The organism is Streptomyces sp. NPDC001380, assembly GCF_042895785.1.
Taxonomy (GTDB): Bacteria; Actinomycetota; Actinomycetes; order Streptomycetales; family Streptomycetaceae; genus Peterkaempfera.
The window spans coordinates 1-13,551 of record NZ_JBIAWP010000036.1 but is presented as its reverse complement, the minus strand read 5'-3'; the positions used below and the strand labels follow the sequence as shown (position 1 = coordinate 13,551).

Genomic DNA, 13,551 nt, shown 5'->3' with positions numbered 1-13,551 from the left:
AGAAGAAACATTATCAGGAGCCAGAGCGTCAGCAGCGCTATCCGTGCGCCTCTCGGCCGCCTGCGACCCGACGGCAGCGCCGCAGCACGACATCCCGGCCAGCCGACTCTCCGGAACCAGCGCCCGGCCGGCCCGGAGACCGGTACCTCCGAGCCCAGCCGGTCGGGCACAATGCCGCGGTGAACTCAGCGACCCTGCTCGGCCTGGCGGGCATCGGCGGCACCCTGCTCGGCACGCTGGTCGGCGCCGTGGGCACCTTGGGCTCCGCCAGGATCAGCAGCAGGGGACAGGTGGATCTGGAGGAGCGCAAGGCCCGTCGGCAGGTCTACAGCGCGTGCTCGACCGCGCTCGCGGTGCGCCGGGACACGGCCAAGGCGCTTGCTCAGTCCTTCCGCGAGGACGACTTCGACATCGAGGCCGCCCGCACGCGGCTAGAGGCCCTCCACAGCCAGGCCCACACCGTCACGCAGGCCGTCGGTGCCGTGGTGGTCGAGGGGCCCGACTTCCCCGCGCACCGGGCGGAGAGCGCGGCCGAGCACCTGGAGGCGTGGGTGGGGCGGCTGCGCAGCTGGGTCGCCGACGTCGCCGGAGGCCGCTCCCGCGAGCAGCTGGTCGCCAGCCAGCTCCGGTTCTGCCTCGAGGACGAGTCCCTCACCGGGGAGGCCATCGACAGTTTCGTCCAGGCGTGCCGAAAAGTGCTCCACCCGGGGGAGGACGGCCCGCCGAGGCGGCGCGGCCGGCTTCGGCGGCTGCGCCGCCTGGGACGCTGACCCGACCAACGGCCGCCGCATGACAGCCCGGAGGCGGACCTCCTGCAAGATGGTCCCCGGACAGACTCTCCGAGCGGCCGGCGGACCTTCGGCTGCGGCACCAAGAACCCGGCCGTGGGCAAGCTCGGAACGCTTACCTCTAGCTATGCCGCAAGCGCTAGGCGTGCCATCGGCTGGGACGTCATGTGCAGGGCCCCGCCGGACGCACCGGCAGGGCCCTGCACGTTGTTTGGTCGCTTGATCGGCGCTACATGATCCACTTGACCACGAGGGCTACCAGGGTGGTGCCCAGTCCGGTGGCGATGCCCCGGATAAAGCCGTGGCTGGCGGTGCGTCCTAGCGCGCGCAGGTAGCGGCGCCGGTAGGACGACCTCCACCTGGCCCAGTGGCCGCACAGCCGGGACTTCCACGTGGCGGTCAGGGTCGACGGCTTCCGGGGCTGACCCGTAGCCTCATTAGTGTTGCTGATGGCTCCTCCTGATGGTCGAGCGATTGGTTTCTTCACCTGGCGGCTCCCTGCGGGAACAGGGGGCCGCCGCCTTTTGGCGGCGACCAGTGCCGTCTTTCTCGCCCGTTGCGGCGAGGTTCAGCCTGCTTCACGCTTGCTGGTGAGGAACTCCACAGCAGGAAGCAGGAGCTTGTTCGGGGCCTGGGCTACCCCCTGGCCTTCTCCGGTTGTGGTTTCGGCCGAGGCGGGTGCGGAGCCGTCGGGTGGCTGGGCACGCTTGCTGACGTTCAGGTTGTAGGGGGGAGCGAAGGCGTACTTGGGGGCCGACACCGTAAGGGGGGCCAGCCAGGTGTTGACATAGATGCCGACCCCGACCTCTGTGAGGATCTCGGCCTCCAGCAGCTCCTTCCGCCCCTTGCGGATGGTCTTGGGAGAGATCCCGTACCACTCTGCAAACGCCTCGGTGATGTAGAACTCAGGAGCCCGCAGGCTCATGCATATGAGCAGCATCGCCTTGCCCGGCAGGAGCAACCTCTTGTGCAGCTGATCACTCCAGTACTGGAAGGGGAGCCGGAAGTAGATGTCCTCCAGCGGCCCATCGGCCAGGCCGCTGGGCGGTCGGTAAACACCGCCGCCGCCGTCCTCCATGCGTTTGGTGACCCTGGTGAACCTGCCGTTCTGGGATCTTGTGATCAGCCCGTAGTCCTCCAGGTGGCCCCAGATGCGAGAGATCTTGACGCTTGCTGACGCGCCCAGCGCGTGGTGCCCGAGACATCGGGCCCAGAGCTCCGACCGCTCGGTCACATCGAACGGGGCGGCGGTGGTGACCGCCGACATGAGCAGGTACAGGTCCAGATCCGGTCCACGGCGGGCGCCCACCAGCTTGCTCAGCGGGCTCTGCTCTTTGGTGTGGTCGCCGTTCCCGCTGGCAGCAGGCTGCACGAAGGAACGGCGTATGGGCACCGCCCCGTTGCGTCGCTTCGAGGAGTTCAGAAGCACCTCGATGCAGCGCTCTTGCGAGAGACCGCTGTCCGGGATGGGGTGGCCGGGCTGCGGGAAGACGATCCGTGGCATGGCGCCAGGATGCCCGGTCTGAAGCCTTCCCGGGGGCCCGCTACCGTGGTCGGCGCCAAGGGTGGTTGCGTCCCCGAGCCGTCGTTACATGGCCACGATGACAACATGATGACCAGTTCGACGTAGAAATCGCTGATGGAGCGAGAGTTTTCCCAGCTCAGGGCCTGTTTTCCAGTTCTTGATCTTTGCCACTTCAGGTACTTGATCCTTGCGTGAAACAGTCGCTTTGCTTGCCTTTCCCGTCGGAAGCCTTTGCGCCCTCATCCCGGGTTCCCGGAGAGAGCTGTGCACCCCATCAGCGGCCCCGGCGCGGTCCCACGCCCCGTCTGCGTGCGGGAGGAGGAACGCAGCGCCGGACGGCCGATATGCGGCGGGCACGGCGGCGGTGATGGTCAATCCCAGGAGCCCACTTCAACAAGATCGTGACGGCGGCGGGGACCTGGCGATTGTTTCGGCCGCGTCGGCTCCATGAGCCACTGCCCAGGCTCGGCCCCGAAAACCGTTGATCCACCCACCCGGGGCCGCCGGGTGCGACATGATCCCCGCACGGTGCTTTCGCACCGCCAACGGCCGAGACCAAGGGAGCCCCGTGATGACCCTGACCCCGTGGGAGTCCCTCGCCCGTGAGGTAGACGCCGCCGGCGGCGTCAAGCTCCGCACCGTCCGGGAACTGCTGGCTCTCGCGGATGCCGGCGCGGCCAAGGTCCACGTGGTCGACGGGATCGCCCGGAACCTAGCGGCCCAAGGGATCGAACACCTGCCGCCGACCATCCCTCGGAACGGGGCCCGCAAGATCCTCCTCTACCGCAGGCACAGCTGGCAGTTCGGCCCCTTCGCCGCCCTGATCCGGACGTGCGCCGCTGAGGATTCGGCCCCATCCGATGTCGACAACGCGGTTACCAACCTGTCCTACACCGGCAAGGTCGCCCAGTAACGGAAGCTAGCGACAGTCGCTGACCCGGGCCGTAGTCCGCCCTCTCGGAGGCTCAGTAGGTGCGCTGCGGGCTCGCGCCGGTGCCAGACGTGCGATGGGTACTGGAGCGCAACAGGTTCCGCATCGTTGCCATCGCGTCCTCGGCCGTCTCGGCCCTGGAGTCCTAGCTCAGACACCAGCCGCAAACTAGCTGGATGATCACGCGTATTACTGCGGCGGCTCCGGCCAGGTCATCCCCGACCACTGCTGCGACTGTGGCGGCTCCCCCTACTGCGACTGCTGCCCGACGTGCGGCCAGCCCCGCATCGGCAGTTGCACCTGCCCGGTGCAGGTCCAGATGCAGGACGGCACGGTCCGCACCCTGTGAGGTGAAGAGGCGGCGTCCGGCCTGGAACGTCCTCGCCCCGGGCCGGGCGCCCACTACGCTCGCCCCGTGGCGCAGATCCGAGTCATGGGCTCCGACCTCGACGACGTCCGAGCGGTCCTCGACCGCCTGCTCTCCCTGGTGCGGGCCGACCCCGGCCTCACCGCCGGGCCGCCCACGGAACTCGGGATGCGCGGCCCCGGCCGCCGCATGGTGTTCGAGCTGCTGCCCGCCGCCACCGCCGACGCCGCGCACACTGTCCGGGTCGAGCGCACGGACACCCCGCGGCGTGCGCCGCAGCGCCAGCTCGCGCTTCCCGCCGCCGGGGACCGGCCGTGACGCCCCCGGCCCGCCGGGCCGCCGCGTCGTCCTGCGCCATCTGCCGCAAGCCGTTCCGCGCGGGCGAGCCCCGGGAGAAGGCCAAGTCGGGGAAGGACTGCCACGGCCGGTGCCTCACGCAGGCGCGGAAGGCCGGCGCGGGCAACGCCAAGGAGCCCGCGAAGCGCCCCGGCGCCGTCCCCGCGCCCCGCGCCGCCCGGGAGCGGGAGTGGGACACCCGGGCCGCCGTCCGGGAGTTCGAGCGGAACCGGGAGGCCGTCACGTCCGGGGAGACGTACCGCTCGCAGAAGCCGTCCACCTGGCGCCGCGGTGGGTCCCCGTCCAGCGTCGGCGAGGTCGTGACCGCCCGCGCGACGTCCCGGAGGCGCAAGCCGTGACCCCGAAACTCCCGGCCGCGCGGCGGCTGCGGCCGCGCCTGGAACCCGTCGGCCCGGCGCAGAGCGAGTACCTGATCCACTTCTGTAGGCGGCCGCCGGGCACCAGCACCACACCGACGGTGCCGGCCAACATCGCTCGGATGACGGCCCCGGAGCGGCTCAATCGCATCCTCGCCGAGGAGCGCCTGCTCGGCTTCGCGCCGTTCGGCGCCCCTACGCCGGTGATCTGCTTTTCCGAGAGCCCGCCGGACCAGATGGCCCACCTCATCGCCGACCGGCACTTCGCACCGTGGGGGATCGTGATCGACCGCACGACCATCCTCGCCTCCGGCGGCGGCTCCGTGGCCTACCTCCCCCGCAGGGTCGCCGACACCTTCCCGGAGAAGCTGCGGCACTGGGTGGTCAGTGTGGAGACGGACGGCGTGCGCCGCGCGGACTGGACCCACGAGCGGGAGTGGCGGCTCCCCGCCCCGGTCTCCGGTGACGACGGGCACCACTACCGGAGCATCCCGCCCGGGGCCGTCACCGCGGTGCTGGTGGGCTTCGCCGGCTGGCAGCCCCGCCCGATGGTCTCCAGCAGCATCAAGGCGCACCCCGAGAGCAGCGAGCCCTACGTATCCGACGAGATGGTCCTGCCCGACCTGTGGCTCACCGCCGAGCGGTGGGTGTGGAACGCGGCCGCCCGGACGATCGAGAAGCAACCGCCGCTGCGGGACGCCGGGACGCAGACGGTCCCGGCTGGAGAATAGGGGGAGCGCCATGTCCGGCTTCACGCGCGACACCACGCACTACGGCGACCGCCTGGTGTACGAGGCGCTCCGAACGAAGTGGAGCCGCTACCACGCCCGCTGCGGCTGCGGCCAGGACTGGGTGGCCGCGCACGCCGTCCCCGCCGGCTTCACCGTCGTCCGCGAGGGCAGCGGCTTCGTCGCCCTGGTCGGCCCCGAGCTGACCGAGGGCGTAGACGAGGAGCGGCTGACCACGAACGCGCTCTGGCAGGCCGTCACCGGCGAGCCCGGAGAGCAGAGCTGGTACGAGACGGTCCGGGTCATCGACCGCAGCCCCGAGGCGAAGGCCGCCGAGCGTGCGCACTGGGAGCAGGTCCGGGCGCAGAGCAAGGCGCGGGCCGCAGCCGCGAAGACCGAACCGGCGACCGACCCCCAGCGCCGCTACCTCTCCTCCCTCGCCGAGCAGGCCGGCCGGGCCCGCTTCGTGGAGGCGTACACCGCGGCGGCCGCGAAGGCGGACCTGCCCGCGCCGAAGCCCCGCGAGAGGACCGAGACGATGATCCGGCGGCTGACCAAGGCCGCGGCCCGCGCACTGATCTCCGACCTGGCCGGGAGCAAGTAGCGCCGCGCCCCCGACCGGAACCGTCCGAGCGGGGGCGCGGCCTTCACCGCGGCGGCACCAGTTCGTCGGGGCCGTACTCGCCCCGCTCGGCCGCCCGCTGGTCGCACCGCTCGGTGTGGGCGTGGATCTCGTACCGGCCGACGGGACCTCTTCCAGCACATCGGGGAACCGGCCTTCCAGCTCGAAGAACTTCAGCAAGAGGCTGAAGCCGAGCCGGGTCGTCCCGCTCTTGTTCGCCACCAGGTCCCAGTCGCCATCTACCAGCGTCCAGTTCGCCAACAGTTCCTCTGGCGACCACTCTTGCCGCACACCCGCCCCTTTGGCCTCGATCACTCGTTCAGACCAACAACGACGCCCAGGACAGGAAACGGGGCTTGTCCGGCTACCCGCGACCTACTTTGCGGCTGGTGTCTGAGCTAGGACTCCAGGGCCGGACAGGTCGGGACGGTCGGGCAGGGCCACGGGGCCGGGTCTCCTTTCAGCGCGTGCGGGTGATGCTGCCATGCCCGCCGGCGGGCGTGCCGGGCGGCCGGGGGCTCCGCCCTCCTCGCCGCCCCACGGGTGGCCCCCTGTCCCCCGGCCTTCTGCCGACCGCAGCCGTGGGGGAAGCTGTCCGGCATGGGCAAGACGGGCCGGATCAGATGGTGCGAGTGGTGCGGGGACCCCCTGCCCGAGCACCAGGGCCCTGGCCGGCCCCGGCGGTACTGCCGCGACTCCCACAAGGCGCTGGCCTACCAGCTGCGCCGCGACGCGCGGCTCCTGCAGGCAATGGGTGTCGCGGAGATCCGGTGCGACGTCCGCACGCAGGACCACGCCCCGCCGCGGCCGCCGGGGCCCCCGCCCCCAGTCGCCGAGCCGAAACAGGGCTCCCTCTTCTGATTCCGTGAATCGCGGTACTCGGCGGTGCGCATGACGCTCCCCCCGGTGCCCTACCCTGCTGCCCATGGCCGGCCGTATCGGCAGGGGCGGGCGCAGAGGGCAGACCCACACCGCCACTCCCCGCCTCCGCTCCTACGACGTCTCCCCCGCCTCCGAGGTCACCGTGACCCAGGCAGACGGAACCACGGAGGTCGTCCCCGCACAGAAGTCCCAGCGCACGCCGCGTCCGTCTCGCAAGCGCGGCCCGCTGATCTGCGCGATGTGCGGTCACCCGGTCACGGAGTCGCCCACCCTGTACAGCAACGACCGCTGGGCACGGGGCAAGCCGGTGCACGGGGCGTGCGATCCGAAGGCGACACCCGACCGCCCGAAGAGGCCGTCGAAGCCGTCCCCACCCCGCAGCCAGGACCTGGCGCCTCCTGCGGAGCGCGGGCGTCTCGCCCCCGGCGCCGACCCGGACACCGCCTGGCTCGCCCTCCCCTGCACGCAGTGCCCGGCACAGCCGGGACAGCGCTGCGTCGTCCGGTACAGCGACGGGTCGAGCGGTGAGGCACCGAGCCCGCACCGGGAGCGGTCCGCCGCCGGCCGACGGGCCGTGCTGCCGAGGTAGTCGGCGCCACCCGGGTGGGCCGGGTCGATGCCGTCCGCACCTTCACTGCGGCCGCCATCCGGAAGCCCTCCGCTCCGCATCGGGCTGGGGCGTCAGCGGCGGACGCGGCGGGGCCCCCGGCCGATTCGCCTGGCCGATTCGCCTGGCCGGGGGCCCGCCGCACGGGCGCGCGGAGTGCCGCCGCTGCAGGAAGCAGACCTTTCAGTTCAGCCGAGAAGCCGCGGACGTCAGCTCACGGAATCCCTCGACCAGGTCGGGCTGCGGCAGCGGCACAGGCCCGAGGTCGGGGTCGACCTGCTCGGTGATGCGGGCGGCCACGGCCGGCGCGTCGTCGATAATGAGGGGCACGGACGCCCGGTCCCCCCAGTGCTCGTCGGGGGCGAAACCGTGATCGCGCAGCTGGCCGCTCCAGTGGTCCGCGTCCTGGTACTCGCCTCGCCGGGCATGGTCCAGGAACAGGCAGTACTCGGCGGCGTAGTCGCCGGCGCCCGCCGCAAACTGCCACCAGAACCGGGCCCCGTCCCGGTGCCCGGCCAGGTGGAGCAGGCAGGCGAAGACCCGGGCGCCGGTGCGGTCGGTGTAGTCGGCCTGGATGAAGTCCTCCAGCCGCGTCCCGGCCTTCGGCTCGTAGAGCACCACCAGGCTCACAGCCTCCAAGTCCCACCGCGCCCTCTCTGCATCCTCGATGTCGGCCGCGTCCGGCTTGGTCCAGGCGGTGGGCAGCCACGCCCCGGCCCGCTGCTCCGCCGGGCCCTGGCCGCCGCCGTGGACGGTGCAGCGGCGCCGGGCCGCCTGGCGGAGGGCCAGGCGGCGCTCGGCTTCGGCCAGGTCGTAGGTGGCGTAGCGGTCCAGGACGCGGGCCCGTGCGAGGAACTGGCCCAGGGTGCGCTTGGGGCGGGTGATGTCGGGCTCGGTCATGGTGTCTTCTCCCCATTCGCGATGCTGTCGGTGCACTCCACTCCCAGCACGTGGGCCAGGCGCCGGCGAGCCTGCCTCAGGTGCGAGCGCACGGTTGCTTCCTCCACTCCCATCAGCGCGGCGGTCTGTGCCGTGCTGTGGTCCAAGGTGTGCCGCAGGATGAACGCGTCGCGCTGCCGCTCGGGCAGCGCGTTGACCGCCGCATACAGGTCCATGCTGTCCTCGAGGGCGCTGAACTGGTCGGTGCAGTTCGTGCGCGCCACGGCCTCGAAGGTGGCGGTGTCGACCAGGGTCGGCTGGCGCTTGCGCCTGCGCAGGAGGTCCGCGATCCGGCGCTTGAGCACCGTCCAGGCGTACCCCTCCAGGTTCTCCATGCGCAGCATCTGCTCCCACTTGTCCGCCAGCTTGTCGAAGGTGGCGTCCACGGCCTCTTCCGCATCCGCATCTGACCCCAGTTGCAGGTAGGCATAGCGGAGGTAGTCCGTGCGCTTGTCGCAGTGGAACGCCCAGTAGGAGGCCCGGTGGGTGCGGGGCCCCCCGTCCACCGGCGCAGTCTCTCCCGGATCCGTCTGCTCCGACCAGCCGTCCGTCACTGCGCCTCCTTCAGCAGCTCGGCGGACGCCGGCGGAGGCTCCGGACGCTGACCGGAGCTGATCAGGCCGGTGATACCGATCCGCACCCCCGCGGTCAGGGCGCAGCGCACCAGACGACGGGCGTCCGGCACCAGCACCCTGGCCACCGCGGCGTACTCCAGCAGCCGCAGCGCGGTCTCCTGACTCATGTGCCCTCCCCAATGCATCTGTCGGGAAGCGCCGAACCCCCTGCGGCGCCGGAGGTCGTCCTCCTTCACCCATACAAGCGCTCGACAGGGGCCAAACGTGCAGCCGCGACCCAGCAAATATTACGGACAGCACCCGTGCTGTTACTTTCAGAATCGATCAAATGGGGACACACCGACACCGATCCGGGCAGGTCAGCAGGGCCGCCGCGCCACTGTCCAGGGCCCCCAACCCTGGACGACGGGGGCCGCAGAAGCGGCGGAATCAGGCCTCGGCAAGCGGGGGCAGACCGACGCCGACGACGTCGACGACCAGCTCCAGGCGCGCGCCGTCCCGCCCGGGCAGCGGGTAGGAGACGGGCCGGGTGCCGCCGAACGCGTCCTCCAGGAACCGCGCGACGACCTCGGCATGGGCCGGGTCGGCAGCGGTGATGTGGACCAGGGCAGTGCCCAGCTCGGGGGCGTCGGGATGCTCCATGGACTGGGCAACGCACAGCCCGACCCTCGGTCACGCTCCGAGCAGCGGCCGCGCGGCGGAAAGGAACGCGGCCGGATGCGTGGCGCGCACGCCGGCGGCAACTGCGGGCCGACCCCCGGATACGCGAACGGCGACCCGACAGGCGCCCGTGGCGCTCCAAGGGGGAAATGACGACCGGGACGGGACGCATCGACGGCCCTGGAGTCCTAGCTCAGACACCAGCCGCAAAGTAGCCGGGTGATCACGTGCTCGCCGCTGGTGCCCGCCCGCGGGGCGGGCCAGCACCCCCGTGCGGCTGGCGCGGCCTCGGTGCGGCGCCTCCTCGGCCCCGGGAGCAAGGCGGAGCAGTAGGCACGGCGGTACTGCACCGTGAGGCCGCCGGGGCGCCGGGAGGAGCGTATGCGACAGAAATCCTCGTGAGCACTGTGAGGAGTGCCCGGCCGCAGCCGTGGCCCGCACCTCACGGAGGACCCTCAAGTGACCACGCCTACGAAGAAGCGCCGCATCAGCCGCCGCATCAGCCGCCGCACCGGCTCGGGGCTTGCCGTACAGCTCCCCCTCTACGCCCTCGTCGTCCTGGTGGCCGTCCTGGTGCTCTCCGGCAAGGCCAGCGCCCCCGAGGCCACCACGGTGGCCTCCGTGCTCAGCGGGGCCGCGTTCCGCATCCGCAACCAGCAGGGCAAGCGCAAGGGCAAACGCAAACGGTGACGCACGCGGCCCGGCCGGGGAGCTGTCCGTCCCCGCGGCCGGGCCGCCGCCGGCTACTCCCCGCCGGTCGCGCTTGACTGCGCAGTGGTCGCACCGGGAGCAGCGGGCGGGCATCCCACCGTCGGGCGCGATCATGTTCCCCGGGGCCGGAATGGGCGGGGCTGCCGTCGCCCGCGGATCCGGCCCGCCATGATCGGTCCACGGCCGACCAGACGCAGGACCCCACCCCTCCCCAGCCGCCCCAGGGACCGGACCGGCCCACGCCCCCCGGAGGCCCGGGCGCTCCTGGAACCGGTCGCCCCCGCCGCCGCGCTGTCGACGACCACATGTTCCGGCCTACCACGGAATGCGGCGGCTCGGCTGCCTTCCGGCTCCAGCTGTTCACCGCCCCGGACAAGGTCGAAAGCGCCTCCACGCGAGTCTCTGAGCAACACACCTGCCGGAGTGTTAGCGCCGTACCGTTGCCTCGGCTGCTGTCCGCGCTCCGACTACCGGGAATGCGAAGAAGCACACCACAAGCGACACGATGGCGAACAGATTCGGCAGCACCAGGGTTTGCGTACCGTTCACCACTACCTGGTGCGGCATCTCGAAACGCGGCACCAACGGCAGCGGCGCGAAGAACACTACCCACCACAGGACCCAGCCACCTATCGCCCCGCCAGCAGCGGCCAAGAACCGCATCCTCCACACCCCTTAGCTGACATTCACCAATCGGAAAGGCCCAGTGTGGCTGCCTGAACCCTGAGGGCGTCCCTGCCCTGGAGCTCGCCACCTCAGTGTGAGATTGGAAAAGCCTCAGCGCAGTGCACACGCGGCCCGGCTATTCCGGCCCCTGTCGCCCCTGCGGCTCCTGTGGCTCCTGCCGGTCGGCCGGACCGTGCCGCTGTGGCTGGGGCTGGGGCTGGGGCCACGCCACTGCGTTGGTCTGGGGTTGCGCCTTACGGCGAACAAGTCGGACGACAACGATGACTACGACGACCGGTATGGCCAGAACTATGGCCAGAACCAGGAGCAGTATCAGCTCCGGTGCCCCAAATCTTCCAAACACGGTTCCTCCGAATGCCCTGATATGGCGCCTTTGGCTGAGCATCCGAATGCTTCCAGCGCTGTGGGCCCCCCACAAGATGCATGCGCATCTCAGCTTGACTCTGTCGGGGATCCTAGTCGCCGCCTGCGTCAACTGATCGCGCGCCAGGATATCAGGCGCAGGATTCCCTACTGGTCGCAGTACTCCTGGAAGGCGGTCGGTGGCCGTGGGGGCGCGCTTTCGCCTGCGGGCTGGCGGCTGAGGCACTCGACGTTGACGGCGATGGCAGTGAGGACGCTCTGTAGGTACTGCGGTACTGCAGCACTCCACCGCTGTGCGCGGTTTGGATACTGCGGTACTGCAATGCTGCGCCCCTCTGCCGCCGCGCGGCCGGGCGTCGGTGGTGTCGCGGGGGGTGCTCAGCATCGCTCTCGTGAACCTCAAGCCCGGCACCGGCAAGACGATCAGTGCGGTCTGGCTCGCCTACGCCCTCCACGCCCGGGGCTGCGCGTCCTCCTGGTTGACGCCGACCCCACTGCCTCCGCCCTGCGCTGGTCCGACCTCGCCGACGGCTTCCCCTTCCGGGTGGCCGGCCTGCCGGTGAAGGAGCTCCACCGCCGGGTGCCCGGCGTCGCGGGCGACCGCGACGCCGTCATCGTGGACGTCCCGCAGATCGAGGACCACGCCGGCATCCCCCGCTCCGCCATGCGCTGGGCCCGCGAGCTGGTGCTGCCGGTCGCCCCGGCCGGGATCGAGCTGGACCGCATGGCGCCCATCCGCCGGGAGCCAAACAACCTGGAGCCGCTGCGCGCCGACGGCGCCCGCACCAGCGTCCTGCTCAACCGCGTGGTCACCGGCGCCGCCTCCGGCCCCATGGCCCGACGGGTGCTCGCAGCCCAGGGCCACGACGTGCTGACCACGACCATCCCGCGCCGCGAGGTCTACGCCCAGTCCTTCGGAGGGCCGGTCGACGCCCGCGGCACCGCCTACGACCAACTCGCCACCGAGCTGCTGGACCGCGAGGAGGCCCGATGAGCGCCCGGGAGACCGCCGCCGAGCGCGAGGCACGGATGATGCGGGCCGCCGCTAGCCGCCAGGACGACGCCCCCGCTCCGCGCCGCCGAAATCCGCACGAAGCCGGTCCGGATCACCGTCGATCTAACCCCGGAACTCCACCGGAAGCTGAAGTGGTGGACGACCTCCGCCGCCGACGTCCCGGAGGTCTCCGACGTGGCGATCGCCGACGTGGTCCGCACCCTGGTCCGCCGCCTGGTCGACGAGGACGACGACCGCCTGGCCGAGCAAGTCCGCGCGGACATCGGGCAGCTGCACCGGTAGCCCTGCCGCGCCTGCTGCGTGCAGTACCTACTGCCGCGGGGCTGGAATACCTGGACCGTCCCACGCGCGCGCATACGCGCACGTAGGTCGGTCCAATCGGTCCAACTCGCGACCCCGCCGGCGTGGGTGGCGCTCCGGTTTCGGGGGCCCCCGAAACAGCGGCCACCGGTCGGCCCATCCCTCTGCGCGGATGCGAGCCGGACTATCCGGACCGACCTGCGCGCGGGCGCGCGCGACCGGTCGGTGAGACTTTTGAGACCGTCGTCCTTGTCACGCGCGCGGGCGTGCGCGAGGCCCCTGGCGGCGGGGGCCGGCGGGGGCCTCGGCGGGGCGATATCGGCCTGATCAGGAAACGGCCTGGGCGGCCTCGCCGGAGCAGGGCCAGCAGCAGCCGAGCGAGCGGGGGATGACGTATCCGGCGTCGCGGCCGCAGGCGGGGCAGGTGCGCCGTGGCTTCGTTCACCTTCAGTGGCAGCGTTTGTTGACCAGTTTGAGCGGCGGTTAGCGATCTCTGGGGTGATGAACGTTCACGAGCTTCGACGGCGCTTCGCGTCAGTGATCTTGTCCTGCGGTCCGTGCGGAGCAGTCGTGTCCGTCGCTGGGCAGACTCATGACGTTCAGCACGGGTTCCTCGCCCTCGGGGATCTCGAAGGTGAAGTTCGCTCCTGAGGCGACCGCTACGAGCGAGCACTGGTCGCCGAAGGTCAACGGGGTGTAGGGCTCCCAGGAACAGCCGGCCCTGTCCAAGCTGGAAACGACGTCCGCGTGCTTGAGCCCTGCCGGGAAGGTGCCCGCCCCCCCCCGACAACCGACGGGGGGAGCTCGACGACGTCACGCCAGGTCTGGACGCAGATGAGGGAAACCTTGCGGCAGCGGCAGACACTCAGCTCGAGATCTCCGTAGGCGAAGAGCCGCGGCCACTTTCCGTTCCGGCTCATTGTGCCGATGTCCCACGGCTCGCCGAGTGCTGCGGTCACATCATTCCAATCGGCTCCGCTGAACACCGGGCCCAACCGACCTGTCCTTGCCATGCTGGTCAGGACATCGAGAATCTCCACGAAGTGAACCGCACCGGCTTGGTCGGAGACTCTATGGTGTGGCTGTGACCAGGGGTTTCGTGGCTGTCAGGTAGTAGCTGGCTTCGTATTCGGCCGGT

16 protein-coding genes are annotated in these 13,551 nt (G+C 71.1%); 10 read left to right on the top strand and 6 right to left on the bottom strand.

Translation table 11 applies throughout. The features are described 5' to 3' along the window. Positions 1–179 precede the first annotated feature (179 nt). A complete protein-coding gene (locus ACFY07_RS27135) occupies positions 180–770 on the top strand; it encodes a hypothetical protein (protein ID WP_390872182.1) in 591 nt (196 codons plus the stop codon). A gap of 586 nt (positions 771–1,356) precedes the next feature. Here the strand turns inward: ACFY07_RS27135 and ACFY07_RS27130 are convergent. Then, entirely contained in the window at positions 1,357–2,292 is a 936-nt protein-coding gene (locus tag ACFY07_RS27130) for a hypothetical protein (RefSeq protein ID WP_390872181.1), read from the bottom strand. Positions 2,293–2,884: 592 nt separating this feature from the next. On the opposite strand from ACFY07_RS27130, the gene ACFY07_RS27125 reads away from it, so the two are divergent. The 7 genes from ACFY07_RS27125 (at position 2,885) to ACFY07_RS27095 (ending at position 7,145) form a co-directional block, all read left to right on the top strand. Continuing rightward, a complete protein-coding gene (locus tag ACFY07_RS27125; protein ID WP_390872180.1) occupies positions 2,885–3,226 on the top strand; it encodes a hypothetical protein in 342 nt (113 codons plus the stop codon). A gap of 433 nt (positions 3,227–3,659) precedes the next feature. Next, positions 3,660–3,929 (top strand): hypothetical protein, encoded by a 270-nt coding sequence (locus ACFY07_RS27120; RefSeq protein ID WP_390872179.1) that lies wholly within the window; start codon positions 3,660–3,662, stop codon positions 3,927–3,929. Continuing rightward, the gene (locus tag ACFY07_RS27115; protein WP_390872178.1) at positions 3,926–4,306 is read left to right on the top strand and encodes a hypothetical protein; all 381 of its coding nucleotides are present in this window, start codon (positions 3,926–3,928) and stop codon (positions 4,304–4,306) included. Before ACFY07_RS27120 ends, ACFY07_RS27115 begins: the two co-directional genes overlap by 4 nt. Then, positions 4,303–5,055: a hypothetical protein gene (locus ACFY07_RS27110; RefSeq protein ID WP_390872177.1), complete on the top strand. Its 753-nt coding sequence runs from the start codon at positions 4,303–4,305 to the stop codon at positions 5,053–5,055. The genes ACFY07_RS27115 and ACFY07_RS27110 overlap by 4 nt, the downstream gene beginning before the upstream one ends. Before the next feature lie 10 nt (positions 5,056–5,065). Next, entirely contained in the window at positions 5,066–5,656 is a 591-nt protein-coding gene (locus ACFY07_RS27105; protein ID WP_390872176.1) for a hypothetical protein, read from the top strand. 618 nt (positions 5,657–6,274) lie between these two features. Further along, entirely contained in the window at positions 6,275–6,535 is a 261-nt protein-coding gene (locus ACFY07_RS27100; RefSeq protein WP_390872175.1) for a hypothetical protein, read from the top strand. Between the two features lie 64 nt (positions 6,536–6,599). Beyond that, positions 6,600–7,145: a hypothetical protein gene (locus ACFY07_RS27095; protein ID WP_390872174.1), complete on the top strand. Its 546-nt coding sequence runs from the start codon at positions 6,600–6,602 to the stop codon at positions 7,143–7,145. Positions 7,146–7,346: 201 nt separating this feature from the next. Here ACFY07_RS27095 and ACFY07_RS27090 read toward each other — a convergent pair whose 3' ends face one another. The 4 genes from ACFY07_RS27090 to ACFY07_RS27075 all read right to left on the bottom strand — a co-directional run bounded on the left by ACFY07_RS27090 (position 7,347) and on the right by ACFY07_RS27075 (position 9,319). After that, on the bottom strand, positions 7,347–8,063 hold the full coding sequence (locus ACFY07_RS27090; protein WP_390872173.1) for a hypothetical protein: 717 nt from the start codon (positions 8,061–8,063) through the stop codon (positions 7,347–7,349). Continuing rightward, positions 8,060–8,656 (bottom strand): RNA polymerase sigma factor, encoded by a 597-nt coding sequence (locus ACFY07_RS27085; protein WP_390872172.1) that lies wholly within the window; start codon positions 8,654–8,656, stop codon positions 8,060–8,062. Before ACFY07_RS27085 ends, ACFY07_RS27090 begins: the two co-directional genes overlap by 4 nt. After that, complete coding sequence (locus tag ACFY07_RS27080; RefSeq protein WP_390872171.1) at positions 8,653–8,844, bottom strand: hypothetical protein; 192 nt, start codon at positions 8,842–8,844, stop codon at positions 8,653–8,655. Before ACFY07_RS27080 ends, ACFY07_RS27085 begins: the two co-directional genes overlap by 4 nt. A gap of 262 nt (positions 8,845–9,106) precedes the next feature. Further along, entirely contained in the window at positions 9,107–9,319 is a 213-nt protein-coding gene (locus ACFY07_RS27075; RefSeq protein WP_390872170.1) for a hypothetical protein, read from the bottom strand. A 477-nt stretch (positions 9,320–9,796) separates the two neighbouring features. On the opposite strand from ACFY07_RS27075, the gene ACFY07_RS27070 reads away from it, so the two are divergent. Next, entirely contained in the window at positions 9,797–10,027 is a 231-nt protein-coding gene (locus tag ACFY07_RS27070) for a hypothetical protein (protein WP_390872169.1), read from the top strand. Between the two features lie 447 nt (positions 10,028–10,474). Here the strand turns inward: ACFY07_RS27070 and ACFY07_RS27065 are convergent, their stop codons facing one another. After that, complete coding sequence (locus tag ACFY07_RS27065) at positions 10,475–10,702, bottom strand: hypothetical protein (protein WP_390872168.1); 228 nt, start codon at positions 10,700–10,702, stop codon at positions 10,475–10,477. A gap of 940 nt (positions 10,703–11,642) precedes the next feature. Here ACFY07_RS27065 and ACFY07_RS27060 point away from each other — a divergent pair. Further along, positions 11,643–12,092 (top strand): ParA family protein, encoded by a 450-nt coding sequence (locus ACFY07_RS27060; RefSeq protein ID WP_390872167.1) that lies wholly within the window; start codon positions 11,643–11,645, stop codon positions 12,090–12,092. Positions 12,093–13,551 lie beyond the last annotated feature (1,459 nt).

Excerpts from the sequence above, each read along its gene's own strand:
- ACFY07_RS27130 (WP_390872181.1), bottom strand. The coding sequence starts at position 2,292 with ATGCCACGGATCGTCTTCCCGCAGCCCGGCCACCCCATCCCGGACAGC.
- ACFY07_RS27125 (WP_390872180.1), top strand. The coding sequence starts at position 2,885 with ATGACCCTGACCCCGTGGGAGTCCCTCGCCCGTGAGGTAGACGCCGCC.
- ACFY07_RS27105 (WP_390872176.1), top strand. The coding sequence starts at position 5,066 with ATGTCCGGCTTCACGCGCGACACCACGCACTACGGCGACCGCCTGGTG.
- ACFY07_RS27100 (WP_390872175.1), top strand. The coding sequence starts at position 6,275 with ATGGGCAAGACGGGCCGGATCAGATGGTGCGAGTGGTGCGGGGACCCC.
- ACFY07_RS27095 (WP_390872174.1), top strand. The coding sequence starts at position 6,600 with ATGGCCGGCCGTATCGGCAGGGGCGGGCGCAGAGGGCAGACCCACACC.
- ACFY07_RS27090 (WP_390872173.1), bottom strand. The coding sequence starts at position 8,063 with ATGACCGAGCCCGACATCACCCGCCCCAAGCGCACCCTGGGCCAGTTC.
- ACFY07_RS27080 (WP_390872171.1), bottom strand. The coding sequence starts at position 8,844 with ATGAGTCAGGAGACCGCGCTGCGGCTGCTGGAGTACGCCGCGGTGGCC.
- ACFY07_RS27075 (WP_390872170.1), bottom strand. The coding sequence starts at position 9,319 with ATGGAGCATCCCGACGCCCCCGAGCTGGGCACTGCCCTGGTCCACATC.